Origin of the sequence: Sphingosinicella rhizophila (genome assembly GCF_032378825.1) — a bacterium.
Classification (GTDB): domain Bacteria; phylum Pseudomonadota; class Alphaproteobacteria; order Sphingomonadales; family Sphingomonadaceae; genus Allosphingosinicella; species Allosphingosinicella rhizophila.
The window spans coordinates 1-25,841 of the sequence record NZ_JAVUPU010000003.1 but is presented as its reverse complement, the minus strand read 5'-3'; the positions used below and the strand labels follow the sequence as shown (position 1 = coordinate 25,841).

The following is a 25,841-nucleotide window of genomic DNA, read 5'->3' as shown; positions in this document are numbered from 1 at the left end:
ATTCGTGGTAAATATACACGCTTCGGATTCTGAAGGCCCGGAATTCCCGTCCAAACGGTGGAGCATCGGAGGGGACATTGATTTTTATAACGCGCCGGTCAGACTATTGACGAGCAGTACTCGCGTGGCGAAATTGGCATAGGTCGTGTACGTGCCTCGCATGTAGACCAGCCGAGGCTCTGCCGTTGCCCCGCGCACGATCGATGGCCTGTAGCAGTCGTCTGCGCCGCCCGTGATCACCGCCTCACTGAAGCTGGCACCGTCATCTTGGGTCGCAAGGCGGGAGATTTTGTAGAGTCCCGCCGTTTCCCGAGATGCGAAGACTACATTCGGATCATTGTGATCCAGACACACCCCGCCGCTATAATGGGTCTCAGCGGCGTACATTGGGCCACCAGCCGTGCAAATCTGGTTGTCGCTCCAGGCAGAGCCATTCCAGCGCGCATAGCGATAGCGGTGATCGCTCGCAGGGGTCGGAAAGACAGCATAGACAATGACGACATCGCCCGTCGCAGGATCAATGGCGATGTCCCAGCACCAGCTATCCTCATCCTCGGCTGTGGCGTCCCAGATCGGGGTCAGGTCGGCCGAAGGCGTGATCGGAAGCGTCAGTGGCGTGTCGTCCATCTCGAAGAACGAACCGCCAACCATCTTGAAAGCGTAGAGGCTGTTCAGGGAGGCATCGCCGGGATGGCCGTCGTTGGTGACGAAATAGACCGTATCGTTGCCATCGCCCACCACACGAAAGTAAGGACGGCTGCCGGTCGTGATCTTCGTTGCCGTCGCCCATGTGACCGCTTCATCCGTCGAATTGGTCATGTGCATCGAAATATCGGTGTCGGTCGAGGTGCCCCGGAAGAAATTGTAGATGCCGTCCGATAACCTGACCGGGTTGGCATAGGTCATGTTTGTCGTGCCGAACTGCGCCGCTATGTCGGTCAGCGAACCCCAGGTCTTCACATCTGCCGCATTGGCAGAGATGCGTGTATAGTAAGTATCAACGCTGTGGCCCGTGCCGATGGCAAGGATTTTCCCGTTGGTCAGTTCTACGAAACCGAAATTGTTGTGATCGTCCGCCGACGCGAAACGGCAAAGCGGGTGGGTCACTCCCGCAAATCTAGCAGAGGAAGCATCGGCTACGACGGAAACACCTATAGGCGAAACGCCACCGATGATCTGCTTGCCTGCGACCGAAAGCGCTCTTGGATCCGTAAAGAAGGTCCAAGCCCCGCTAACCTCTCGCTTAGGTGTGCGGCACTTTGAAGTCATCCAGCTTTGCACTTGCGAAATCTGACCGGCCGACAGCACCTTTCTGACGCCCATGATCGCGTAGAGGCGGCCAGTGAAAAAACCCAAGCCCGTCGATCGGGAAAGCGCGCCAATGGTCACCGTGTTTAGGGTGAACGTGCCGCCATATGATCCGCCGACGGAATCGAGTTGATCCCCGACGTATTTCGAGAACGTGCGTGAGCTATCGACTTGCGTCACGATCCGAGGAAGGTTGTCGAGCGCAACCAGCGCGCTCTCTACCTGTGCCTGCGATGACACGTCGGAGCGTATGGTCGCGCGGAGCTTCGAATTGTCAGTGGCGGCGGCGCCGGAGGTTGTTGCGGTTCCCGTTGCAAGAAGCACGTAAATCGTGTTCAGTCCGCTGCTATTGGCTTCTCCGTATAGCGTTTTATCCGTCTGCGGTGCCGCCTGAATAGCCGCGCAGATGGTCGCCGCTCCAGAAGCGGAGTAGAGAGATGCCGCTGCCGGCAATGCCAGGCGTTGGGCTCCATTGAACTGAAGATAGTAGAACCCTGGATGAAGTTCGGGAATGGCGGTCAGCTTGAGTGTGGGCCGCTCAGCGTCAGAAGGCGCAGTTGCGTGATTGTCATTGCCCGACAGGTCCATCACCTTGCCTACCGGGCCATCGACAACCGCTAGCGTCGTGCCATCAGTATCGGAGTACATTGTCGAAAGGTTCTGGAAGTCGAACAGGAATCCGGTCGAACCGTCACTGAACAGGATGACAGGATCCAATCCCCCACCCTGCCGAGACAGGCCCATCGCAAGCGGCGGCATGCCCAGCCCCATGCGCCGGAAAGGGGGCTCGCCGTACTTCATCAGGCGAGCGCAGCAATGCTCGGGGTGGCGCCAGGTTCTACCTTGAAGAATTCGACGGTGTTGGCGAGCACCAGATCATCGTCCGTATCCGCGCCGGCGGCGCTCGGGCGGAACTGAACGCTTGTGTCCGTGGCGATGCGGACGAAGCGCGTATCGCCGTTATAGGCGATGCCATTGCCAGCTTCGGTCAGGCCTTGGCTGGCAAGCCGCCGCCCGCCGATCGGCAGGAGGTTTCCATGCACATCCGTGGCGAGGCTGTCATATTCGGTGATGGTGACGAGCATCAAAATTCTCCTGATGAATTCAAGGCTAGGTGAAACTGCCAGCTGCGATCACCGAGACGCTTGCCGCAATCGTGATCTCCGAGCCGCAATCCACGCTCTTAGTCCCGAGCGGCACGCAGAAAGTCGCAAAGCTCAGCCCGCCACCGACTTCCGTGGCAGCCACAACCGCGTGATCAGCCCCCAGCGCCCCATTCCTGACCACATCAACCATGCGAACCCCTCCCCCCGAGATGGTAAGGGATTCTAAGGCATTTCGCGGCGCAAAGCGCGAAAATGATGACGTTAAGGAGAGGGGATTGCGACCCGGTCGCCCGAGCTCAACTTGGCGAAGGTGGCGGCTGCATGAGCAGAAGGCTCGCCGGTGATCAGTTCGTCGCCGTCTTGCGGCCCCTCGAGCGCAAACGTCGCCACTGCGGCAGCGATCGTGCCAGGCCTGACGCGGTCGGCCATACGGTCGAACGGCGCCACCTCCAGTTCGTCGACGCCGTCCGCGTGCGTGAATTGACCCCGGACCACGGTGGAGAATTCACCGTGTAGGTCGACAATCTCCAGCGTACGGGCCTCAATCGTTTCGCCGGGGCCGGGATTACCGGTGATCGCGAGGCTTTCCACCTCCCTGGACCCGTTGACCAGCCGACGGCGGAGGCGGGTGTAATAAATGATCGGCTGATCAGGGTTGGACGCGCCAAACCCTAGGCACCACCAACCAAAATATCCGGCCGCCACAGGGGACCCACCCCGGTCGGCACCCCCGTGCGACACCTGTCCACAATTTCCATTCATGTCGTCTGCCCCCCGCTCGCTGCCGGCGCTGCCGGCCTCTTTTCAAAACTCTCGGCGATCCGATCGGCCAGCAGATTTCGCAGCTCCTCCATGGAATGTCCTTCGGCTTGGATGCCATGGTCGACCGCGATCGGCTTTCCGCCGCGGCCGGTATGCTCGAGCCGCTCGACCACGAGGCCGAGGATCTTGGCCTTCGCGACTGTTGCTGAGACTGCGGCCGAGGCGGCGCCGTTCTTCCGGGCAAAGTCGCGATCGTCGTCGAGTTGCTTGGCAATATCTGCGACGGTCACTTCCACGCGTTCAGCGGCCTTCGCCTGCAGTTGTTGGACCCGGGCCACAATCCGTTCATTTCCGTTCAGCCGGGCTGCGTTCGAATCGTTCGCGAGGTAGCCGGCCTTCACATAGGCCGACGACGCCGCCTCACCCTTTGCCAGCTCCTGCGCGAACCGTTCGTGCCGTGGGTTCGTCAGTGGCGGCATTCGCCGTCGTCCTGCTGCGTAAGGGCCTCCAAGGCCAGGAGCCGCTCAGTGAAATGCGCGACCACGCCGATGTGACGTCGCGCCGTCATCTCATCCTCGGGCCTGCCAGTCTTGAGCAGCTTGATCGTCAGCCTACAGACATTCTGGAGACGTTCCAGCTCGCCCAGCCGATCCAGTCTCGGTTCATTGAAATTCATCGCCCCGCTCCCGTGCTTGGTAATCATTATCGCGTTTCATCGGGCAAACCGAAAGGGCGTCCCCAACCTGCGCTCCCTGATCGTTCGAGTTGCGCCATCGGCGCCCTGAAATAGGAGGACAGCAGGACAAGTGGCCGACATCTCGGCTCTCCCAATCTTGCGGGGAGTGCGGGGACCTGCGGGGACTATTCTCAGCTACGTACGAATTTTTCGCAGTTATTGCTAAATATGCGGCAGCGGCTGGAAACATCCCCGCAGGTCCCCGCACTCCCCGCAGACCAGGCAGAGCTGGCGGGTGAGTTGACGAGCGCGGGCAGATGCTAATTGGCTAGCTTTCCGAGGATTTGCATTCACAGTGGGGTTTGCTGGGTCGTGGGTGCTGCTATCCTCTGGCAAAAAAAAGGGTGGCGCTCTGGCGTTTGAAGGGTTCAATCCGAGAAGCCAAAGTTATCTGCATGGAATACGACCGCGGTCCTCATTCCACCGACGCTGAAAAGAAGCGCGCCAAATCCGCTGTTGCAGATGTCCGTACTATCAAGCTGGACGTTATCAAAGGCAACGTGACGGATGGAAGGACACGCTTAAAGCAGATCCCGCGTTAACCTGCTCGCTCACAGTTCGGACATCCTGGGCACCACTCGCAGTGATGCCGAAATGTCGCAGTAGCTCTAAAAAGAGGCGGCTAAAAACCAACGCTTATTGACAGCTTCTGCCCCGCCTGACTGCTATGCAAAAAGGGGACAGATCATGAACCGGCTTTTCTTTGGTGATAACCTCGCCATTCTTCGTAACGGGGATGTTCCAGCCGCGTCGATCGATCTTATTTATCTCGATCCGCCTTTCAACTCTGATGCTCGTTATAGCGTTCTGTTTCAGACACCAGAAGCAGAACGGGCTAACGCTCAAGCAGAGGCTTTTCGAGATACTTGGACTTGGGGTGAGGAAGCGGCGAGCGCTTTCGATGACATACACCACAAGGTGCGTGGAGGAACGGCGCGTTTTGTTGATGCCCTTCATTCAGCACTCGGCCAAAGCGACATGATGGCTTATCTCGTGATGATGGCGGTGCGTCTCTATGAGCTGAGACAGGTGTTGAAGGAAGACGGCACGCTCATTCTTCACTGTGATCCAACAGCCAGTCACTACCTGAAGGTAATTTTGGACGGGATATTCGGGGGAGAGAATTTCAAGAATGAGATCATCTGGCGGAGGTCGACCGGCAAGTCGCACTCCAGCCGCCGGCTTCCCTCCAATCATGATACGATCTTGGTTTACGGTGGACCGGATTCTCGCTGGAACCCAGAACACGCCTTCATCCCGTACGATCAGAAAAATCTTCCGGAAAAGACCTTAGAAAAGTATGGTGCCATGGATGCCAGCGGGCGCCGTTATCAACTCGACAATCTCATAAACCCAAATCCAAACCGCCCAAACCTGACTTATGAATTCTTGGGTGTGACCCGCGTTTGGCGCTGGACGCGGGAGCGGATGCAGGCAGCCTATGATGCTGGTTTGATCGTGCAAACCGCCCCTGGAAGAGTGCCGCGCTTCAAGCGCTATTTGGACGAGCAAAGGGGCTTGCCGCTCGGAGATGTATGGAGTGACATCCCGCCCCTTAATTCGCAAGCGGAAGAGCGCATCGGCTACCCGACGCAGAAACCTATGGCGCTATTGGAGCGCCTCATAAAGCTGACGACGAAAGAGGGTGATGTGATCCTCGATCCATTCTGCGGTTGCGGGACCACGGTTGAAACGGCTCAGCAATTGCGTCGGAAATGGATCGGCATTGACGTGGCCTACCATGCGATCAAAGTCATTGAGAATAGGATGGTCGAAGAATTTCGCGGGACGGCGAAATTCGACGTGCTTGGCATCCCCTATACGTTCGACCAGGCAGAAGCTCTTGCTGAGCGCGACAAATATCAGTTCCAGTGGTGGGCCAATTATCTTTTTGATCCCCACGCGGTGCGCGAGATCAAGAAAGGCAAGGATCGCGGGATCGATGGAGAAATCTATTTCCCGATGGGAGTCGGCCATCGCGACTATGGCCGCATCCTAATTTCAGTGAAGGGTGGTAAGAATTTAACTCCAAGCATGGTCCGTGATTTTGTAGGCGTGCTGGACACCGAGAAGGCCCAAATGGGACTTTTTATCTGTCTCGGTGACCCTACCCAGGAAATGGAGTTGGCGGCGCTGCGCGCAGGATTCGTCGACACGGCGCAGGGGAGAAAAAGGCGACTGCAAATTGTCTCAATTAACCAATGGTTCGAAGGGGTCCGCCCTGATCTCCCCAATGCTCCCACGCTCGATATTGCGGCATTCTCTCATTCAAAGAAGAAACCCCCGGCCAAGATTCACAGACCAGATCCAAAGTCGCCGGAGCTTCCCCTATATATTTCGGGCGTCGGTTCAGCCGTGAGTCGGGATGTGAAGCGGCATTTCAATCCTCACAAGGTCGTGCAGCAACAGGCGACAGGCTAGGGCCCGCGCTGCCATTATCCCGCCCACTCGCCGCTAACACCGCTCCCCAGCGCAGCTTCCATAACGAGGAACCCCGCGCCATTCGACATGTGAGGGTTAAGTGACTGCGCCCACCTTGGAAGATCCGCCCAGTTCAATCATATCCGGACCACACGCCAATTTTTCTGTTTGCTGTGGTCGTCGAGGATGTCCTGGGCCTTCAGGCCGTCAACGATGCGCCCGCTGTGGCGCGCGAGGAACATGCCCAAGCGCCGCGGATCAATGCCAACGCCCGGCTTCTCCGCAACCTCGAGCAGGGCCTGCTGGAGCTCAGGGTGCACGAGATCGCCACGAGCATCCCTAGTATCCGCGAGCGCTTTCATCTTGCTGGTCGGCTGGAACGTATCCCCTGCGGCGCGGTGCCAGGTGTGAAGCAGCGCGCTTAGACTTGAGAGTACCGGATCATTGTCACGCGCCGAAGCCATCGTCTCGACTGGGTCAACCTGCTCGAGCCAAACGAGAGCTGATCGGACGATCCTACTCCAAGCCTCAAACGAAGCCAGTGGGGGCAGCTCGTCAGGACATCCGGCGACCATGTAGGCACGAGCGATCGTCAGTGCCGCGGCCACGTATTTGCCACGGCTTCGCACGACCGTGTCGAACGGATTGGTCCGGAAAGTGCGAAGTTCTGGCCGCTCCATGTTTGGATCGAGCGAGCAGAGGACGACCCGCCTGGTCATGTCCCCGACAAGGTGGATGTTGTTGCCGGTCGCGAACATCGAAGCCCGGCTTTCAATTCGAACGAGCCTGGACACCCCTAGCGGCCGAACCGAGACGACTGGCCGTTCAATCATCTGACAGAGGGCATCGCCGCCGAGCTGGCCATTTACGTTATCGATCGTAACGATCGGTAGACCCGCAAGCAGGGCTGCGCCGAGCCGCTTCTCCGTCTCCTCCTCATTCCGACCAGCCGCGATGACGGGAGCCCGGTCGCCGGTCAGTATCGCGGACGCCAAGTCGACGATGTAGGATTTACCCGAACCTGCGACCGGAGCGGAGTTTGCATGAAGAGGCGCGACCGGCATTGCACCACGGACGACGGGGGTGATCAGGCTGGAGAGCGCGACGGACCGGCTCGCCGGATTAACGAACGGAAACCCGTCAAGAAGAGCGTCCAGCAGATGCAGCGCCTCCATCGCATCGGCCCTGGTCGGTCGTTCCTTCAAATCGGGCAAAGGCGGCGGATCCATAAGGAGCAAACGGGTCTCGGGATCGTAGCCTGGCGCCGACAGAATGGTACCGTCCGGACGCAACGTCGGTGTCGTGATCACACCCGCAAGGCTGGGGAGTCGCCATTCCCCGTCACGGGCCAAGATTGTGGAAGCAACGTTGCGAGGAGGATCTGTAGGCACATAGTCGCCTGCTCTGGCGCTGCGTTTCACCCAGTCTGCTGACCGGGAGAGATGGTCGACGAGCATGTCGGCATCGACATGGGCCAGTCGGGCAACTTTCGTGCTTCGGCCGTGGGCTGCTTGTACCTCGTCGACGATCGGACGCACAATTCCTCCGCGAACGTAGAGAGGGGCTCCTGCATGGAGGAGCGCGGTCTCAGCTTGCGTGGCGGTCAGATGCAGTTCCCCCGGTCGGAGCGTGATGGTTAGCCGCGGTGCTTGGGGTACTGCTTTGATGGAAGCGACTTGGTTCACGTCGCCACCCCCCTCAATTCGTCGTTGAAATCCTTGAAACCCGGCATCGGCCTGATGATCCGAACTGACCGGCCTTGCTCGGCGAATGCCTCGGCGGCTCGCTCGGCATGCTCTTCACCTCGCTCATCCCGGTCGGCGCCGATCACCACCGAACGAGTGCCCTCTGGCAGCAGCATCTTTGCCATGTTGCCTTCGCCTGCTGCGACCCAGACGGCGGCGCCACGCTCTTGTTGCAACGCAAGGCCGTCCTCGATCCCGCCCGTAACGATCAACTCGGCAGCCGCCGGCGCCAGTCTGATGGCTCCTCCGCGGATGCCGCCGAGCGCGAGTTTAGGCTTGGCGACCTTGGCTTTGCCCGTCCCGCCAGCGTTGAGGTAGGTACGCTGAATCCCAATCGCTCGATTGTCGACGGACGCGACCAAGGCGACCAGGGCGGGACGCTGTGGGCCACGTTTCCCATATTTTAGACGAGCGAAGCGGAGACTCTCAGGGATTCGGCAGTTGATGCCACGTGCACGCAGATATGCCTCAGCTGCAGTGCCGGACACCGACACCGCGCTACGCCAGATCGCCAGCGCCTCTGCGCGGGTATCTCGATCGGGCTCCGGAGGAAGTGTCGCGGCCACGACCATGGGCACATTGCCGCTGCTCAGCTGAGCCGCAGCTTCGCGGAAGCCAACGCCGCTCGATTTCTTCAGGAAGTCGATGACGTCACCGTCCCAGCCGCACGCCATGCACCAGGCATGGGCCTTGTCGTCATTGACGTAAAAACTCGGATTTCGGTCGGGATGAAATGGGCAGCAACCGACGAATTCCCTGCCAGCGCGCTTCAATTTTACACTCGCCCCAATCACCGACGAAATAGGCCGGGCCGCCTTAAGCGCTGAGGTGTCAATCACGCCCATACTGCCGCTCCGATAGGATTGGCGGAATTGGTCACCCTGAGATGGACCACGTTGCTTGGCGCGCGCGCGTCGTCTGGATCGACGATCAATCGAAGGTGCCAGCCGTGCAGCCAAGCGTTTGATCGCAAGCAACTGAGTCGGGAATTGCTGACGAATTCACCCTTGGCGATCGCGATCACGTCGGCAATCGCCCAGTCGGCGACTGCGTAGAATCCTCGCACCTTCCACCCTCGTCGATAGACCGGTCTTGCGCGGACGAAATGAGATCGTCGTTCGCTCGTCATGCCGCCCTCCCACCGTCGTCAGTCGGGGTTCGGGACGCCAGCCGACCGTCGACCTGGCGATTCAATGCCAAGGCTTCGGCGCGCATCCAGGACTGATTCCAGGCATCAATCGCGCGGCGCATCGCACGATCAATGTCAGAGGCATCGACGGGAATACCCGTCTGCCGGTGAAGATTCATCGCGTCCTGATAAGCCGCATCGGCGGTCCGGCGTATGGGCCCAAGTTCGAATGCCGGGTCCGGCGATCCATCGGCGAGGATCACGGAATAGCGGGCGACGCCGTCGGGCCGGACGAAAACCTTCGCGCGGCGGAACGGGTGTTTCTGGCGGAGGCGCGTCATGGTCGGGCCACACGGTATGAGAATGGCAACTGCCGGCGCGGCCGGTGGGCCAGCACGGACGACCGGAATGCGGTACGAGCGTGACGTTGCCTTGCAGCCAACATCTTGGTATTCAACGGGGTGTCGCCGGCCAGGATGACACCGGAGGTCCGCCCGTAAGGGTGGGCCTTTCGCGTATTAGGCCGCGAGACGCCTCTGACCCACATCATAGGTCATGCTACGTCCGAGGTGCTGCTGGTCGACGGCTGCGCCTCCAGCCATGCTCGAACGTCACCGCGACGAAACCGTATTAGCCGACCGAGCTTGATGGCAGGGGGGACACCTGTGCCCGAGACCCTCCCCTTATAAAGACGACTGGTGGGAACGTTCAGCAGTTTCGCCACCTCGGGCAACGTTAGCAAAGCATCTTCATCGATCATTTCAGTCACTCCAGCCACGAGGTAGGACAAGACCCCACCCCAACAATGGTAATGGATTCTACGTCGCAGCAGGTAGGGACGACCAAACGAATTATTTGGTATTCGGGAGAATAGTTCTGTTGACTTGGATACTGTTCCTACCCGATGAAATTACCATCTTGGAGGGAGGGGCGACTGCAACCTTGGGCTGATGCGCAGCATGGTAAGGAGGCGGCGGCGGCCACCGAGGCGGCCCCGTCCGATGGCGCGGCGATAACGTCAATCTCAGCTGCGACTTTTAGGCCCGCCGATCGGCAAGGGAAATCACACTCGAGGCATCAGCCCCTTTCACCAACCGTTCCAAATATTCTCCCCACGAGGTGAGGGCTGCCCTCTTTTCCGGCTCATACGCCCATAAATTATATACTTTGGCGACCCCGGAAACTTCACCCGACTTGTGATTGATAACCTTCTCCGTCACCTCAATTGGGAAGCCGAGCGCTTGGAGCGCCGTCGTGCCGCTCCTCCGAATATCATGCAGTGTCCAACGTTCGAACGTGACGGGATGCACGTCCTCGCCCATAACTTCTGCGCGCTTGTCGGCTAGTTCCTGAAGGATAGGCAGCATGGCTGCATCCAGTTTCTTCTTCATCTTGGAAAAGCCGCTGATGCCGGAAGTGCCAGTGGTCGTGAGGACGAAACCTCGCCGCTTCCAGCCGAGAGCATCCAGCTCGGCCACGGCCAGCATATTCAAGTGAACGAGATGGTCCTCCTCATTCTTGGCGCGGTCCCCTTCCATGTGCCACCGAGCATCTTCCTGACGCAGTTCCTTCCAAGGCAGTTTCGCCACTTCGTTGCGCCGCTGAAGGGTCGCGAACAGCAACCGCACAAACGGGCCAAATGGGTCGCTGAGCTGGTAGCTCGCGCGCCAGGCTGCGACGATCTCGTCGGGCGTCAGGACCCGCTTTCGATCCTTCGGCTTCGCGGGGGGACGCATGCCTTCCATCGGAGACCGGTCGATATCCCTCCTCTCCGGCTCGGCCGCCCAACTGAACAGGAGGCGCAACAGCACATACGTGTTCCTGGCCAAAGCCTTCTGTGGCTTCAAGTTGTCAAGGATCGCACCGAGGTCGCTAGCCGTAATCTCGGGGAGCGGCTTCCCACGGAGGTGCGGTGTAACATGGTTCGCAATGCGCGCCTTCGCCTCTACCCAGGAGTCGGGCCACGCTTCCTTCAGGTATCCTTCCACGAAACGATCGACATAGCTTTCGAACGAAAGGTTTTTGGCATCGCGCGCCTTCTTACGCTGAGCTTCGATTGGATCGGATCCGCCGGCAACGTTGTAGGAATGTGCGCGTGCAATCGAGCGCGCTTGGTCCGCGGTGACGTTGCCATATCGGCCAATGGTCAGTCGTCGCGCCGCACGCCCCTTGAGGCGGTATTGAAACACGAAGCTTTTCACGCCCCGCGGCGTCACTCGTAAGCCGAAACCTTGAGGGCCCTGCGGATCATTGTCCCAGTAATATTCGTCGCGCAAGGCCGGGGCCGACAAGGCGTCGACCGCGCGCTTTGTTATCTTCAAGGATGGCATCTTGTGGCCTCGCGTAATCGCTACGTAATCACGCCATCCGAAATCTGGCGTCAATGAACGAACATAATGGAATAAGCGGCTAGGGAGAAGTGGCAGTTTTTGGGGAGTTATCGAACGTATCGGAACACTACCGAAAATAGGACCACAAAACTTCTAAGCTTGGGGCCGCAGGTTCGAATCCTGCCGGGCGCGCCAAAATCTTCCTAATCGATGCGTTGCGTCGCTGCGCGGTCCGGATGTCGAAATCCGCCTAAGACGCGCGCCATTTCTCAAGGAGTTCCTCGGCTCCTTTTGCGTCCTGGATTTCTCCGGGCGTCCGGGAGAAACGCGGCACGGGGGCGCATTGTGCTCTTCCATTCTTCGACACATAGGCGGATCGAGCCTTCATGTGAGGGTGATCCGCGACTTCGCCGAGCTTCAGCACCGGTGCGAAGCAGGCGTCCGTTCCTTCGAGCAGTGCGACCCAGTCTGCCAGATCGCGCTGGACGAAGATGGCGGCGAGCATTTCACCGCGCTCGGGCCATGTGGACGCATCATATTGCGCGGAGAGGAAGTCGACCGGCGCACCGATCAGCTCGAGAAGGCTCCTGTAGAATTTCGTCTCGAGCGAACCGATGGCGACTTCGCGCCCGTCCCTGCAATGATAGGTACGATAGAATGGCGCAGCACCCGCCAGCACATTCTCGCTTCTATCTAGCGAAACCTGACCGTCCTTCCGCAATCCATCGAAGAAGCTCATCAGCGACGAGACGCCGTCGACGATCGCGGCATCCACGACCTGGCCGAGCCCCGACCGTCCCCGCTCGAACAGCGCGGCGACGATGCCGAAGGCCAGCAGCATCGACCCGCCACCGAAGTCGCCCACCAGGTTGAGCGGAGGAATGGATCTTCCTCCCTTCTCCCCGATCGGGTCCAACGCGCCGGCCAGGGCGATATAATTTATGTCGTGGCCGGCGGCCTGGGCGAGCGGCCCATCCTGTCCCCACCCGGTTACGCGTCCATAGACCAGCCTCGGATTGCACCCGAGCAATACCTCGGGTCCCAAGCCCAGACGCTCCATCACGCCCGGCCTGAAGCCCTCGATCACGACATCCGCCCGGGCGCATACCTCCAGGCAGAACGCGCGTCCGGCGTCCGTGCGGATATCGACGGTCGCCGTCGCCCGGCCCCGATCGGCGATCGCGTTCGGCCAGCCATTGCCGCCCTCCTTCTCGATGCGGAGGATTTCAGCGCCCAGATCGCTCAGCAGCATCGCGCAATGCGGCCCTGGCCCGATGCCGGTAAACTCGACGACGCGCACGCCGGACAATGGTCCCTTGCCAACTTCGTTCATTCTGTTCTTCGATCCCAATTTTGCCGGAACCGGGGCAGGAGCGCACCCGGAATTCGACTATCATGAATCATGGTATCGGACACCCGATCGATGGAGGTCGGGTCGATCTCCCCTCCATCGGGTTCGTCCCTGCACCGGAGGAGGATCTGACACCGTCGAGCGGCGGCGTGTTCGTCGCGCCTTGGACGCGCCTTGATGATCAGTAAGTGTACCTATCGACCCGGAGCGAACGGCAACCGATCATTCCCTGGCGATTGCGACAGGAGGAATGCGTGGCAAGGAGGACTGGATTTCATGCCGCAGCGATGCGCAGGCCCGGCATCATGCGCTCCGCGGCGACGGGTGCCATCACCGCCGTGATCCTGTTCGGCCTTTGCTGGATGTCGGCCTTCCTGCCGGCTGGCGCGATGGCCCACGAATATATTCGGATGTTCACCAGAGCCGAATTCTTCACGGCCACCGAATTCCTCACCGGACTGGTAGGTTCGTCGGTCTTCGGAGGCCTTGCTGGCGGCTTGATCGCGGCGGTCTCCGCGGCGCTCGGCCACATCTGGCCCACACAGAACCCCTGACGGCTCCGGCGCAAGTCATGCTCTCGTCCCCTGCCGACTTCCTGCCCGGACTGGCGCTCGCGCTCGCGATCGGGATGTTGCTGGGCGTCGAGCGCGGCTGGAGCATGCGTGGCGAAAAGCCCGGCGGCCGTGTCGCGGGAATTCGGACTTTCGGGCTGATCGGGCTCCTGGGCGGACTCATCGGCATCGGACTCGCCGGCCCCTCGCAAATTCTGAGTCTCCTTCTCGGCGGCGGCGCCATCGCAGCCTTGCTGCTGGGTTATCGCGGCGACATGCTGCGCGACGATAATGTGAGCGCCACATCCACGATCGCTGCCATCCTGACGCTCGGATTGGGCGCGAGTGCGACGACAGGTCACATGGCGCTGGCTTCGGTGGGAACCGGCGCTGCCGTCATCCTGCTCGCGTCGCGCCGAGGCCTTCACCAAGCGCTCCAGCTCACCAGCGAAGCGGATATCAAGGCGCTGCTCCGGCTCATTCTGGTCGTGTTCGTGATCCTGCCGCTCCTCCCCAATGTCGGCATGGGCCCCTTCGACGCTCTCAATCCGCAAAGGCTGTGGATGGTCGTCGTGGTGACCGGAGCCATCTCCTTTGTCGGCTACGGACTCGCCCGCTGGCTCGGCACGGGCCGCGGCGCTTTGGTGACGGCCGTGGTCGGTGCCCTCGTGTCCTCGACGGCGGTGACGCTCGACAGCGCAAGACATATCCGAGACGGCGGCGCCAATGCCGCGGCCGAGGCGGCGGTGGCGATCGCGTCGTTGGAAATGCTGTTCCGCGCCTTGCTCCTGGTCGCCCTGCTGGCGCCGTTCGCGCTCTCCCCGATCTCCGCCCTGATCGGACCCGGAATCGCCGTGGCGGCCGCCGCCACCGCCGTCCTTCTCTATCGCTGCCGCGGGGCCAGGCTGGAGGCGGGAACCAAGCCGCCAAAAGCGCCGGGACTTGGCCTCGCCTTGCTCTTCGCGGCGACCGTTGCGACAATCTCGCTGGCTTCCGCCTGGGCGGAAGCCAGCTTCGGCCAGGGAGGCGGCGCTTTGGTCATCGCCCTGGGCGGGACCGCGGATATCGATGCGGCGATCGCAGCCGTCGGCGCGTTGCCGCCCGACGCTCTTCCAGTGCGTTCGATCGCATTGGCCATCGCTGCGCCGATCCTGTTCAATACCCTGTTCAAGCTTGGCCTCCTGCTCGCCGTTGCGCGCAGTCGGGCGCCCTGGGCATCGGCAACGCTCGGTGCCACATCAGCGGCCCTCCTCCTTCCGATCCTGATCAAGCTGAGCTGAGCATGGACATGGCTTCTACCCTGTATCGCTCGAAGCTCATGGCGGCTGCCGACGCCGTCGCCGGAATCCGCTCCGGCGCCAATATCGTCATGGGGATGGCGGTGGCGGAACCGCCCGCCTTGCTTGCCGCGCTCGCGCAACGCGTGACTTCGAACGCGCTGGCGGAACTCAACCTTTGGTACTTTCATTCGGTCGAACATGCCGCCCGCACCCTGCTCCGGCGCGAGCTCCTGGACCGGGTCCGGCCGCATTGCATGTTCCTGAGCCGGATCGAGCGGGAGCTGATCCGGGCACAGCCGGACGGCCCAAGCCCAATCGACTTCGTGCCGGTGGCCTTCAGCGATTCCTCGCGATTGCTGTCGGAAAGAGTGGATGTCGACACCTTCATAACCACCGTGTCGCCGATGGACCGAAACGGTTGGTTCACCTTCGGCACCAGCAACGATTACGCGACCACAGTCGCCCGGAGCGCACGGCGGCTGCTGGTCGAGGTCAATCCGAATATGCCGCGCGTCTTCGGGGAATCGCTTCTCCACGTCTCCGAAGTCGACGGGATCGTCGAGAATGACACGCCGCTTCTGGACTTCGAGGTTTCGCCGAGCTGCCCGGAGGATGAAATCATCGCCCGATCGATTGCCGCCATGATCGAGGACGGATCGTGCCTCCAGATGGGCATCGGGACGCTTCCAAACGCCGTCTGCGCACTGCTCGAAGATCATCGCGACCTCGGCATCCATACCGAGTTGATGACGCCGGCTTTGGCCCGATTGATCGAGCGTGGTGCCGTCACCAACCGGCTCAAGACGACCTATCGCGGCCGCAGCGTCTTCACCTTTGCCATGGGGGACCGCGCCTTTTACGATTTTCTCGACGACAATCCGTCCATGCACAGCGCACCCGTCCAGATCGTCAACGACCCCCGCCATATTTCGAAGAACGACAAGGTCGTTTCGGTGAACGCCACCCTCCAGATCGACCTCGGCGGCGCCTGCAATTCGGAACATCTGCTGGGCCGGCAGTATAGCGGGTCCGGGGGTCAACTCGACTTCGTACGCGGCGCCTGTGCTTCCAAAGGAGGCAAGTCGATCATCGCCTGTCATTCCACGGCGAAAGGCGGCACGCTTTCGCGGATCGTGCCGCAGCTCGAGGGGCCGGTGACCACGCCCCGCAACGATACCCATATCGTCGTAACCGAATATGGATGGGTCGATCTCAAGGGCAAGTCGCTTCGCGAGCGCGCCGACGCGCTGATCGCCATCGCGCATCCTCGCTTCCGGGAGGTGCTGGCTTCGACAATTCCTTAGCCTGGAGCCTGGTCGTTTGAGGTGGAAGCGCTTCCCGCTTCCGCCGATGACGTGAATCAACCTCTATTCAAATGTTTAGACCGTCCGGTATCGCGCCGATCCGCACGTCCTCAAGGGACAGATCTTTGCATGCGGGCTCTTTTTTCCTCTCTGAGACAGGCCGCGTGGCAGGCTTTGGCGCTCCCGTCGGGCAATCGGCCATCACGCCGGTCGACAAGAATGGCTTGGACTCCGCCATCCCCAGTGCACAGGCTCATCCAGACCAGATCGGCATCGGCGGCAGCCCCGGAGGGCGTGACCCCTATCATCGCGGCAGCGAACAGCGCCAGGCCCGAACAGGCTCGTTCGATGCCGCGTCCCATCAGATGGCGTTGCTGAACCGCCGCGCGTCGGGCTGCCGATAGACATCGAAAGCCGCCGCGATCGCGCGCGCATATGGGAGGGCTTCAGGGGCCAGCTTCAATCTCTTGCCGGAAAACGCGATCAGGGCCGCATCCTCGAACGGACGCAACCGATGCTTGGCAGGGCTCAGGAATACGGGCGGGATCGCCGCCTCTCCGTGGCACAGCAGATCCTCGATGATCCGCGCTCTCGAAACGTCCTGCGACGTCCGAACCACGCCCCTGCAGACAGGGAATCGGCCGCCGGAGACCCGCAGGCGATAGCGTCCGGCATTCTTCTCGTTCTGCAGGATCCGATCGGGAAAGCTGCTGATCGCGCTCGCCCCCAGTCCGATCAGATATTCGCTTTGATCGTCGGTAAAACCTTGGAAGTTGCGCCGGAGGCGACCGCTCCTGCGGGAGATGGCAAGCGGATCGCCCGGCAGACTGAAATGGTCGAAACCCACGGACTGGTATCCCGCGGCCGACAGGAAATCGTGGCCAAGCCGGGCCTGTTCGAACCGGATCGGGGCAGTCGGCAGGGATGCGGAGTCGATCTGCCGCTGCCGTGCTATCAGATGCGGAACATGGGCATAACCGAACAATGCGATGCGATCGGGGCGGATGACGGCGGCTTGGCGAAGCGTGTCCTCCAGGTCGAGCGACGATTGAAGAGGCAATCCGAACATCAGATCGAAATTGAGGGAAGAGACTCCGGCCTGGCGCAGCCGTTCCGCGGCCTCCCGGATCATGCCGCCCGGCTGGATGCGCCCGATCGCGCTCTGCACATGGGGTGCGAATGTCTGAACGCCGAGACTGGCCCGCGTCACGCCGGCGATCCTCATCATCTCGGCCCAGTCCCGGTCCAGGCTGCGGGGATCGATTTCGACGAACAGGATCGGTGATCTGGCACGAAAGCCCGTCTTGATCCTTTCCACCAGCCGCAGAAAATCCTCCGGACCGATCGCATTCGGACTGCCGCCGCCGAACGATATGCGGGACAGCCTGCCTCGACCCGCCAGCCGACCGGCCACGAGGTCGATTTCGGACTCCAGCGCATCCACATAACCGGCCAGGCGATGCTTCTTGTTCGCCGCGCCCGTGTTGCACCCGCAATACCGGCAGATTTCCCGGCAGAAGGGAATGTGCAGGTATAGCGAGATGGCGGCGTCGGCCGGCACTGCGCCCAAGGCGCCTTCGATCTCCCGAGAATCGATCCCGTCACGGAATTCGGCGGCGGTAGGATAACTCGTATAACGAGGCACCGGTGTCGCAAGCAGTTCGGGATGATAGGTCCACATCAGTCTTCTTCGTCGTCGATCAGGATGCGCAATGCGGCGCCATCGAGGTCGTCGAACTGATCCGATCTGATGGCCCAGAAAAAGGCGGCAAGGCCCGACAGACCCAGTAGGAGCGCGACCGGGATCAGCACCGCGAGGCCGGTCATTTCTCTCTCCTCGCCAGTCTCAGAGCATTGCCGACGACGATGATCGAAGAACCGGACATGGCGAGCGCGGCCACCAGCGGGGTGACCAGGCCGGCAAAGGCCAGCGGCACGGCAATGATGTTGTAGCCGATGGCGATCGCGAAATTCTGCCCGACGATGCGCATCGTTCGGCGCGCCAGCCGGATGGCGGCGGCGACCGGCGCAAGACTGTCACCCAGGAATATCATATCGGCCGCGGTCTGGCCGACGTCGCTCGCCGATGCGGGGGCCATGGATGCATGGCCGGCCGCCAGGGCCGGACCGTCGTTGAGGCCGTCGCCCACCATCAGCACTTTATGACCGCCACCCGAGAGCCGGGCGATCGCATCCAGCTTGTCGCGTGGCTGCATCCCGGTCTGAGCCGTCAATCGCAAAGCGCGCGCGACGGGCAGCACCGCGGCCGGCCGATCGCCGGACACGATCGAGGCCTCCAGGCCCATCGCCTCAAGCCGTTTCAGCATTGCCGCGGCATCGGGTCGGATCGCGTCACGGAAATGAAGGAGGATGGGTGCGCCGTCGCCGACGGTGAAGGATGTCGCAAGTGCATCGCCGGTACTTCGGGCGGGGCGGCCGAGCGACACGGCAACGGCCTTGTCGAAAGCGCGAACACCGAAACCCGGTTCCTCTGCGAGGCCGGTCAGCTCCGCGGCCATGATCCCTTCGCGCTCGAGGCTTCGCCGCAAGCTTTGGCTGAGCGGGTGCCTGCTTGCGCGTGCAAGCCCCAGGAGGATGGGTTTGAGATTTGCCGGAACGGCATCCAGATTCACGGGCTCCGGACGGCCCAGGGTCAGCGTGCCGGTCTTGTCGAAGAGGATCCGGTCGGCTTCGGCAAGCCGCTCCAGCGCCGAACCGTCCTTGACCAATATCCCGATCCGCATCAGCGCGCCCGCCGCGACGACCTGGGCGACGGGTACGGCCAGGCCCAGCGCGCAAGGGCATGTGATGATCAGGACTGCGGTTGCGACCAGCAGCGCCTGGTGCCATCCGGCGCCCATGGCGAGCCATGTCAGGAACGAAGCGGCCGCCAGCGCATGGACGGTAGGGGCGTAGAGCCTTGCCGCGCGATCCGCGATCCGGACGTAGCGCGACCGCCCCTGCCCGGCCTGCTCCATCAGCCGCGCCATGTCGGCTATCACCGTGTCCGGGCCGGCCGCGGTCACCCGCACCGTCAGCGGAGCGCCCATGTTCATGGTGCCTGCATGGACTTCATCGCCGGCCGCAATCCTCTTTGGGACGCTCTCTCCGGTAAGCAGGGAGGAATCCATGCTGCTGGCGCCCGCCTCGACGATGCCGTCGGCCGCCAGCCGCTCCCCCGCGGCGACCATGATGCGCATCCCCGGTGCCAGGCGCTCCGCCTCGATCCACTCGCTGGCACCGCCTTCCTTCAATACCAGCGCGCCCGCCGCCCTCTGCTTCAGAAGCGAGGCGATGCCATTGCGGGCGCGGTCGCGCATGACGCTGTCGAGTAACCTGCCGAGCAACAGGAAAAAGAGCAGCATGACCGCGCCGTCGAAATAGGCATGCGGGCCCCCGGTCAGCGTTTCGAACAGGCTCATCGCCGTCACCAGCAGGACGCCGATCGAGATCGGAACGTCCATGTTGGTGCGGCCGTGTCGAAGAGCGCGCCACGCCGACTTGAAGAAGACCCGCCCGGAATAGGCGACGGTGGGGATTGCGATCAGCGCCGATATTGCGTGGAACAGGTCCTTCGTTACGCCGCTCGCCCCCGACCAGACCGACACCGAAAGCAGCATGACGTTCATCGCAGCGAAGCCGGCCACTGCCGTCGCCCGGATCAGCGCCCCGGTCTCCGACGAACCGGGTTGCGCGCCCGCGGACGGGATGGGCTGCGCTTCGAAACCCAGGTTGGCGATCTCTGCCTGGATGTCGGGCAGTGAAAGTTCGGGCAGATGATCGACCGCGACGTGCCTGGAGGTGAAGTTCACGCGCGCCGCAGCGATGCCGGCCACCGGCTCCAGGCCTCTCTCGATCTTCGAGATACAGGACGGACAATGGATGGCGGGAACCGCAAAGACGCTGCGAACGAGCGACTCGCGTCCGGTCATGACGACGGCGAGGGTCATGACACGCTTTCGATCAGGCGCACCGTATCGCCGCCACGTCGGAGTTCGAGGTGCAGCAGCCATCGCCCCCGCGGCAGCGGCTGGTCGGACCGGAAATTCCCGACGCCAGTCGGCCGGAACCGCAACGCAATGTCTGACTCCCTCCCGAGCGGGTGCCGAGCCAGTCCGCTCGCGACCAGGCCTTCGGGGGGGCTGCCCTGTTCGAGCACGGCGACGGCGACAAGGCGCCGTTCATCGAGAGCGACCCGGGAAGTCCAGCCGAGCTTCTCCTGGGCACGTGCGGCCTTCAGCCAGGCATTGAAACTTCGTCCGGCCACGTAGCTATTGTCGACCACTGTGCCGCCGAAAGTGCGTGTGGCGATGGTCGCCATCGTCAGATTGACGGCGACCACCGTCCCGAAGAATGCGACCAGGATCGCGGCCATGTGCCAGCCGGTGAAGCGCTTCGTCATCGTTCCGTCCCCGGCCGCTCGAAAACGGCATCGACACTGTCGCTTCCACCGTCGGCATCCAGCGCCCGGACGGTGAAAGAGAATTCGTCTCTTGTCTCTCCACCTGAAGGGGCTGCCACGAATATACGGAGTTTAGCGAGGGCATCGGGCGGCACATTCGTCACCAAGGTCGCCCCGGCCCTTTCCCGGCCTCCTGCGTCCGTCCAGATGGCCGCACCGGCCAGGCCGGTGATCGCCACCTCCATCTCGCGCGGCCGCGCCTGCATATTGCGGATCTTGACCGTGAAACTGTTTCTCACCGCACCGTCGGAAAGGAGGACGTAGACGGGATTCCGTTCGGGCTGGGCGCTGATGTCGACGCGTGTCCGCTCGCCGAGGGCGAACAGCATGGCCAGGCCGACCGAGATCCAGATGGCGAAATAGATCAGGGTGCGAGGACGCAGGATCGTCTTCAGGACCGGCGTGGCCTCGCCGCCTTGCGCTTCCGCCCGGCAATCCTCCAGGGTCGCATAATCGATCAGGCCGCGCGGCCTTCCGATCTGAGCCATCACCTTGTCGCAGGCGTCGATGCAAAGCGCGCAGGTGATGCAGCCGATCTGCGGCCCTTCGCGTATGTCGATGCCGGTCGGGCAGACGGAAACGCACTGGTAGCAATCGATGCAATCGCCGAGTTCCAGGTCGGCCAGACTGGCTTTCTTGGTTCCCCGGTGCCGCGGTTCGCCGCGCCACTCCTTATAGGTCACGAGCAGCGATCTCTCGTCGAGCATCGCTGTCTGGATGCGCGGCCAGGGACACATGTAGATGCACACCTGCTCGCGCAGGAAGCCGCCGAGGACGAAGGTGGTGGCCGTCAGGACACCGACCGTGGCATAAGCGACATCGGCCGCATCGCCCGCCATCAGGTCGTGGGCAAGCGTGGGCGCGTCGGCGAAGTAGAAGATCCACGCCCCGCCGGTTGCCAGCGAAATCAGAAGGAAGATCGCATATTTAAGGGCGCGCTTGCCGATCTTGGACGCGGTCCAGGGTGCCTTGGCAAGCCTCATCTGTGCGTTCCGGTCACCTTCGACCAGCCGGTCGACATGCTGGAAGAGATCGGTCCACACCGTTTGCGGGCAAGCATAGCCGCACCATGCGCGTCCGACGACGGAGGTCACCAGAAACAGGCCGATCCCGGCCATGATGAGCAAGCCGGCCACATAATAGAATTCATGCGGCCAAATCTCGATGCCGAACATGTAGAAGCGGCGGTGGGCCAGATCGACCAGTACCGCCTGGTCCGGCGCATAGGGGCCCCGATCCCAGCGCAGCCATGGCGTGACGTAGTAAATCGCCAGCGTGACTGCCATGATCAGCCATTTCAGACGTCGGAATTTTCCGTCCACCGCTTTTGGACAGACGGGCTCCCGCTTCGCATAGAGACTCTTCTCGACTCCGGTCAGGTCCTCAGGGCTTGCCATCGGACGCCGCTCCCCCCGCTTGCGCCAATTGCGGCCGCTTTCGTTCGCCGCCACCCAGGGAATGAACATAAGCGGCAAGCATTTTTACGGTCACCGGATCGAGGCGATTGCCCCATTGCGGCATAACGCCGTAACGGCTGTTGGCGATGGTGGCGGCGATGGCTGCGCCGTCCCCGCCATAGAGCCAGATCGAATCGCGCAGGTTCGGGGCACCGACGCTCCGATTGCCGCTGCCGTCGCTGCCATGGCAGACTGCGCAATTGGCGGCGAAAAGGCCGGCGCCGCGGCGGGCGGCGGCATTCACCTTCTGCTGGCCTGAAAGGGTGCGCACATGCGCCGTGACATCGGCTATTTCCCGCGGCTGAAGAATGCCGTCCCGGCCGAAGGCGGGCATTTGCGACATGCGGGTCTTGTCATGACCGGGCTGTCTTGCCCCATGTTCGATGGTGAAATGGATCGATTCGAGATCGCCGCCCCACAGCCAGTCGTCGTCGTTGAGATTAGGATAGCCGGGCGACCCGGCAGCGCCCGAACCGTGACATTGCACGCAGGATGTCTTGAACGCGGCGCGGCCGCCTTCGATAGCGGCCTGCATCAGCCGGGGTTGATCGGCAAGCCGTTCGACCGGAGTCGCCGCGAGCGCGCGCAGCAACGGCCCCCTCCGCGACTGTTCGGCGGCAAGCTCCTCTTCGAGCTGCCCCCTGCTCGACCATCCCAGCACCCCTTCGGTCGCCCGGCTGACCATCGGCAATGCCGGATAAAGGACCACATAGACGACCGCCCAGGCGATCGTTGCATAGAGTGTCCACAGCCACCAGCGGGGAAGGGGCGTGTTCAGCTCCTCGATTCCGTCCCATTCATGACCCACCGTCTCGGTACCGGTGGGCTGATCGATCCTTTTCTTGTCAGCCATGATCGCTGTCCTTGAAGATCATATGCGCGGCGTCGCGGTTGCGATTCCGGTTGCCGGGAAGGAAGGCCCAGCCGACCAGGGCGATCCACATCAGGCCCATGAGGACGAGGCCCCAGCTGTCGGCGAAATGGCGGAGCTGTTCGTAGATCACCGGGGCTGCTCCTGCGGCGCGGCCGCCTTGAAATCGATCAGCGTGCCGAGCATCTGCAGGTAGGCGACGAGCGCATCCATCTCGGTCACCTTGGCCGGATCGCCGTCGAAATCGCGGGCCTGCGCCTTGGGATATCGCTCCTGCAGCGCGGCGGCATCGCCATCGGCACTGGCCTGGACGGCCAGATCGTCGTTCGCAGCCTCGACGGCCTCCTTGCCATAAGGGACGCCGGTGCGGACGAGCGCCTTCAGGTGTTGGCGCATGTCGACATGCGCCAGTTCGCGGTCGGCCAGGAAAGCATAGCCAGGCATGATCGATTCCGGAACGACCGCACGCGGATCCTTCAGGTGCTGGACATGCCATTCATCCGAATAGCGGCCTCCGACGCGCGCGAGATCCGGTCCGGTGCGCTTGGAACCCCATTGAAAGGGATGGTCGTACATGCTTTCCGCCGCGAGGCTGTAATGGCCGTAGCGCTCGACCTCGTCGCGAAAGGGCCTGACCATCTGGCTGTGGCAGCTGTAGCAGCCCTCGCGTATGTAGATGTTGCGGCCGGCCAGCTCGAGCGGCGTATAGGGACGGACGCCTTCCACCTTCTCGACGGTCGAATCGATCCAGAAGAGCGGCGCGATCTCGATGATTCCGCCGATCGTGACCGCCAGGAAGGCGGACACCGCCAGCAGGGTGACGTTGCGCTCGAGACGCCCGTGATCCAGTATCTTGAAGGCCATTTCAGTCGTCCTATTCGGCCGCTAGCGGCGAAGCGCCGGGTTCGTTGGCGGGCTGGCGGTAACGGAGTTCGGGCTGGGTGCCTGCCGGAGGGAGCGGCCGATCGGCCGCGGGATTGAAGGCGGCGTCACTCATCGGCTTTTCGTCGCGGAGCTTGCCTTTCAGCGTCATGGCTATGTTGAAGATCATGACCAGGAAGCCGGCGAGGTAGAGAAGGCCGCCGATCGAACGCACCAGGTACATCGGGAAAGTCGCCGCAACGACTTCGGAGAAGGCGTAGACGAGGTAGCCATCCGCGCCATATTCGCGCCACATCAGCCCCTGCATGATGCCCGCTACCCACATCGAGGCGGCGTAGAAAACGATCCCGACCGTCGCCAGCCAGAAGTGCCAGTTGATCATCCGGAGCGAATAGAGGCGGGTGCGTCCCCACAAGCGGGGCGCGAGATAATAGACGGCCGCGAAGGTGATCATGCCGTTCCAGCCGAGGGCGCCGGCATGGACGTGGCCGATCGTCCATTCGGTATAGTGACTGAGCGAGTTCACCGCCCTGATCGACATCATCGGGCCTTCGAAGGTGGCCATGCCGTAGAAGGCCAGCGCCATCACCATCATGCGGATGATCGGATCGGTGCGGATCTTGTCCCAGGCGCCGTTGAGCGTCATCAGGCCGTTGATCATCCCGCCCCAGCTCGGCATCCAGAGCATGATCGAGAAGACCATGCCGAGGGTCTGCGCCCAGTCCGGCAGGGCCGTATAGTGGAGGTGGTGCGGTCCTGCCCAGATATAGAGAAAGATCAGCGACCAGAAATGGATGATCGAAAGACGGTAGGAATAAACCGGCCGTTCCGCCTGCTTGGGTACGAAATAATACATCATGGCCAGGAAGCCGGCGGTCAGGAAGAATCCCACCGCATTGTGCCCGTACCACCATTGGGTCAGCGCATCCTGGACGCCCGCGAACAGGGAATAGGATTTCGATCCCACGAGACTCGCCGGCACCGTCAGATTGTTGACGACGTGGAGCATCGCGACGGTGATGATGAAGCTGAGGTAGAACCAGTTGGCGACGTAGATATGGGGTTCGCGCCGCTTGACGATCGTGCCCACGAACACCGCGAGATAGGCCAGCCAGACGACGGTCAGCCACAGATCGACATACCATTCGGGCTCAGCATATTCGCGCGCCTCGGTGATGCCGAGCAGGTAGCCGGTCGCCGCCAGGACGATGAAGAGCTGATAGCCCCAGAAGACGAAGCGGGCGAGCATCGGAAAGGCGAGCCGCGCGCGGCAGGTCCGCTGCACCACATAGAAGCTGGTGGCGATCAGGGCATTGCCTCCGAACGCGAAGATCACGGCGGAGGTGTGAAGGGGCCGGAGCCTGCCGAAGCTCGTATATTCCAAGCCGAGGTTGAGTGCGGGAAAGACGAGTTGCAGCGCTATGAAGAGGCCTGCGGCAAATCCGGCGAGGCCCCAGAAAAGCGTGGCAATCACTCCCCAGCGGATCGGATCGTCGTCATAACGGCTTTCATCGGCGGCGGTTCGCACAAGGCCTTGGGCGAGAGCGCCGAAATCCGTGCGGTTGGTCGTGATGATCATCGCCAGCAAGGCTGCCAGGCCGACAATCCCGAGATGCACCGAAAAGCCGAAATCGGCGGAGACTGCCATGGCCAGCAGGGCAATGACGACCACGGCCAGCCAGCCAAAGGATCTCAGAACCAGATTTTCCATCTTCATCCCCGTCAGCGGCCGGATGGTCCCGGGCACGGCTGAAGCCGTCGTTGAGCAACAAGATTGGGCAACCCACCCGTGTCGGGAGGCAATTAGCCAAGGCTCGGAACGGAACGGATACGTGATGTTACCTAGAATGCCTGGTCGTTCGAGGTGAAAGCGCTTCGCTTCCGCCGATGAGGTGAATCAGGATTCATTCAAGTACTTAGGCCAAGAGATCCGGGCCGACTGGACACAGGCTCCTGACGGGCTCCTGAAGAGGGGAAAAGAAGGACCGGATTGTGTCCGAGGCGCGCAGCCATGGCCGGCCATCCGTAATTTCACTTATGTGCATCCGACGTCGCTCGGTCTAGCTGGCTGCGATCTGCCGGGTGGGACATGATGATGAAATATGATCTGGTCTTCGCGCAGGCCATTGATCGGCTTCATGCCGAG

The 25,841-nt window shown here is 61.9% G+C and carries 27 protein-coding genes; 5 read left to right on the top strand and 22 right to left on the bottom strand.

Features of this window, described 5'->3' with window-relative positions; genetic code table 11:
- Positions 1 to 84: 84 nt before the first annotated feature.
- The 6 genes from RQX22_RS06155 to RQX22_RS06130 form a co-directional block, all read right to left on the bottom strand.
- Entirely contained in the window at positions 85 to 2,109 is a 2,025-nt protein-coding gene (locus RQX22_RS06155) for a BNR-4 repeat-containing protein (protein WP_315724679.1), read from the bottom strand.
- Entirely contained in the window at positions 2,109 to 2,393 is a 285-nt protein-coding gene (locus RQX22_RS06150; RefSeq protein WP_315724677.1) for a hypothetical protein, read from the bottom strand. Before RQX22_RS06150 ends, RQX22_RS06155 begins: the two co-directional genes overlap by 1 nt.
- Positions 2,394 to 2,418: 25 nt before the next feature.
- Positions 2,419 to 2,604 carry a hypothetical protein gene (locus RQX22_RS06145; protein WP_315724676.1) on the bottom strand — a complete coding sequence of 62 codons (186 nt, stop codon included), beginning with the start codon at positions 2,602 to 2,604 and terminating at the stop codon, positions 2,419 to 2,421.
- 71 nt (positions 2,605 to 2,675) lie between these two features.
- The gene (locus tag RQX22_RS06140; RefSeq protein WP_315724673.1) at positions 2,676 to 3,005 is read right to left on the bottom strand and encodes a hypothetical protein; all 330 of its coding nucleotides are present in this window, start codon (positions 3,003 to 3,005) and stop codon (positions 2,676 to 2,678) included.
- A 167-nt stretch (positions 3,006 to 3,172) separates the two neighbouring features.
- Positions 3,173 to 3,655, bottom strand: coding sequence for a terminase small subunit (locus tag RQX22_RS06135; RefSeq protein ID WP_315724672.1), 483 nt, complete (start codon positions 3,653 to 3,655; stop codon positions 3,173 to 3,175).
- Positions 3,643 to 3,852, bottom strand: a complete 210-nt coding sequence (locus RQX22_RS06130; RefSeq protein WP_315724670.1) for a hypothetical protein — start codon at positions 3,850 to 3,852, stop codon at positions 3,643 to 3,645. The genes RQX22_RS06135 and RQX22_RS06130 overlap by 13 nt, the downstream gene beginning before the upstream one ends.
- Positions 3,853 to 4,307: 455 nt before the next feature.
- On the opposite strand from RQX22_RS06130, the gene RQX22_RS06125 reads away from it, so the two are divergent.
- Positions 4,308 to 4,454 carry a hypothetical protein gene (locus tag RQX22_RS06125; protein WP_315724668.1) on the top strand — a complete coding sequence of 49 codons (147 nt, stop codon included), beginning with the start codon at positions 4,308 to 4,310 and terminating at the stop codon, positions 4,452 to 4,454.
- A gap of 145 nt (positions 4,455 to 4,599) precedes the next feature.
- Complete coding sequence (locus RQX22_RS06120) at positions 4,600 to 6,333, top strand: site-specific DNA-methyltransferase (protein WP_315724666.1); 1,734 nt, start codon at positions 4,600 to 4,602, stop codon at positions 6,331 to 6,333.
- 137 nt (positions 6,334 to 6,470) lie between these two features.
- Here RQX22_RS06120 and RQX22_RS06115 read toward each other — a convergent pair whose 3' ends face one another.
- The 7 genes from RQX22_RS06115 to RQX22_RS06090 form a co-directional block, all read right to left on the bottom strand.
- The gene (locus RQX22_RS06115; protein WP_315724664.1) at positions 6,471 to 7,871 is read right to left on the bottom strand and encodes a hypothetical protein; all 1,401 of its coding nucleotides are present in this window, start codon (positions 7,869 to 7,871) and stop codon (positions 6,471 to 6,473) included.
- Positions 7,872 to 8,014: 143 nt separating this feature from the next.
- Positions 8,015 to 8,923: a DUF7146 domain-containing protein gene (locus RQX22_RS06110; protein ID WP_315724663.1), complete on the bottom strand. Its 909-nt coding sequence runs from the start codon at positions 8,921 to 8,923 to the stop codon at positions 8,015 to 8,017.
- The gene (locus RQX22_RS06105; protein ID WP_315724662.1) at positions 8,914 to 9,207 is read right to left on the bottom strand and encodes a hypothetical protein; all 294 of its coding nucleotides are present in this window, start codon (positions 9,205 to 9,207) and stop codon (positions 8,914 to 8,916) included. Before RQX22_RS06105 ends, RQX22_RS06110 begins: the two co-directional genes overlap by 10 nt.
- A complete protein-coding gene (locus tag RQX22_RS06100) occupies positions 9,204 to 9,470 on the bottom strand; it encodes a hypothetical protein (RefSeq protein WP_315724661.1) in 267 nt (88 codons plus the stop codon). The genes RQX22_RS06105 and RQX22_RS06100 overlap by 4 nt, the downstream gene beginning before the upstream one ends.
- Before the next feature lie 290 nt (positions 9,471 to 9,760).
- Entirely contained in the window at positions 9,761 to 9,967 is a 207-nt protein-coding gene (locus RQX22_RS19290) for a helix-turn-helix transcriptional regulator (protein WP_410001606.1), read from the bottom strand.
- Positions 9,968 to 10,244: 277 nt separating this feature from the next.
- Positions 10,245 to 11,528: a tyrosine-type recombinase/integrase gene (locus RQX22_RS06095; RefSeq protein WP_315724660.1), complete on the bottom strand. Its 1,284-nt coding sequence runs from the start codon at positions 11,526 to 11,528 to the stop codon at positions 10,245 to 10,247.
- Between the two features lie 259 nt (positions 11,529 to 11,787).
- Positions 11,788 to 12,870 (bottom strand): CaiB/BaiF CoA transferase family protein, encoded by a 1,083-nt coding sequence (locus RQX22_RS06090; protein ID WP_315724659.1) that lies wholly within the window; start codon positions 12,868 to 12,870, stop codon positions 11,788 to 11,790.
- A gap of 272 nt (positions 12,871 to 13,142) precedes the next feature.
- On the opposite strand from RQX22_RS06090, the gene RQX22_RS06085 reads away from it, so the two are divergent.
- From RQX22_RS06085 to RQX22_RS06075, 3 genes are read left to right on the top strand one after another with little or no spacing between them, the layout of a single operon-like run.
- Entirely contained in the window at positions 13,143 to 13,442 is a 300-nt protein-coding gene (locus tag RQX22_RS06085) for a hypothetical protein (RefSeq protein ID WP_315724657.1), read from the top strand.
- 17 nt (positions 13,443 to 13,459) lie between these two features.
- Complete coding sequence (locus tag RQX22_RS06080; protein ID WP_315724655.1) at positions 13,460 to 14,719, top strand: MgtC/SapB family protein; 1,260 nt, start codon at positions 13,460 to 13,462, stop codon at positions 14,717 to 14,719.
- Positions 14,720 to 14,727: 8 nt separating this feature from the next.
- Entirely contained in the window at positions 14,728 to 16,023 is a 1,296-nt protein-coding gene (locus RQX22_RS06075) for an acetyl-CoA hydrolase/transferase family protein (RefSeq protein WP_315724653.1), read from the top strand.
- Between the two features lie 361 nt (positions 16,024 to 16,384).
- On the opposite strand, the gene hemN is transcribed toward RQX22_RS06075, so the two are convergent.
- From hemN to ccoN, 9 genes are read right to left on the bottom strand one after another with little or no spacing between them, the layout of a single operon-like run.
- Positions 16,385 to 17,704 carry an oxygen-independent coproporphyrinogen III oxidase gene (gene hemN, locus RQX22_RS06070; protein ID WP_315724651.1) on the bottom strand — a complete coding sequence of 440 codons (1,320 nt, stop codon included), beginning with the start codon at positions 17,702 to 17,704 and terminating at the stop codon, positions 16,385 to 16,387.
- On the bottom strand, positions 17,704 to 17,850 hold the full coding sequence (ccoS, locus tag RQX22_RS06065) for a cbb3-type cytochrome oxidase assembly protein CcoS (protein ID WP_315724649.1): 147 nt from the start codon (positions 17,848 to 17,850) through the stop codon (positions 17,704 to 17,706). The genes hemN and ccoS overlap by 1 nt, the downstream gene beginning before the upstream one ends.
- Positions 17,847 to 19,973, bottom strand: a complete 2,127-nt coding sequence (locus tag RQX22_RS06060) for a heavy metal translocating P-type ATPase (protein WP_315724647.1) — start codon at positions 19,971 to 19,973, stop codon at positions 17,847 to 17,849. The genes ccoS and RQX22_RS06060 overlap by 4 nt, the downstream gene beginning before the upstream one ends.
- A complete protein-coding gene (locus RQX22_RS06055; protein WP_315724645.1) occupies positions 19,970 to 20,425 on the bottom strand; it encodes a FixH family protein in 456 nt (151 codons plus the stop codon). The genes RQX22_RS06060 and RQX22_RS06055 overlap by 4 nt, the downstream gene beginning before the upstream one ends.
- Positions 20,422 to 21,882, bottom strand: a complete 1,461-nt coding sequence (gene ccoG, locus RQX22_RS06050) for a cytochrome c oxidase accessory protein CcoG (protein ID WP_315724643.1) — start codon at positions 21,880 to 21,882, stop codon at positions 20,422 to 20,424. Before ccoG ends, RQX22_RS06055 begins: the two co-directional genes overlap by 4 nt.
- Positions 21,869 to 22,795, bottom strand: a complete 927-nt coding sequence (gene ccoP / locus RQX22_RS06045; RefSeq protein ID WP_315724642.1) for a cytochrome-c oxidase, cbb3-type subunit III — start codon at positions 22,793 to 22,795, stop codon at positions 21,869 to 21,871. Before ccoP ends, ccoG begins: the two co-directional genes overlap by 14 nt.
- Positions 22,788 to 22,946: a cbb3-type cytochrome c oxidase subunit 3 gene (locus RQX22_RS06040; RefSeq protein ID WP_315724641.1), complete on the bottom strand. Its 159-nt coding sequence runs from the start codon at positions 22,944 to 22,946 to the stop codon at positions 22,788 to 22,790. Before RQX22_RS06040 ends, ccoP begins: the two co-directional genes overlap by 8 nt.
- Positions 22,943 to 23,677, bottom strand: a complete 735-nt coding sequence (gene ccoO, locus RQX22_RS06035) for a cytochrome-c oxidase, cbb3-type subunit II (RefSeq protein ID WP_315724639.1) — start codon at positions 23,675 to 23,677, stop codon at positions 22,943 to 22,945. Before ccoO ends, RQX22_RS06040 begins: the two co-directional genes overlap by 4 nt.
- Positions 23,678 to 23,687: 10 nt before the next feature.
- Positions 23,688 to 25,406, bottom strand: a complete 1,719-nt coding sequence (gene ccoN / locus RQX22_RS06030) for a cytochrome-c oxidase, cbb3-type subunit I (protein ID WP_315725526.1) — start codon at positions 25,404 to 25,406, stop codon at positions 23,688 to 23,690.
- Positions 25,407 to 25,841: the final 435 nt, after the last annotated feature.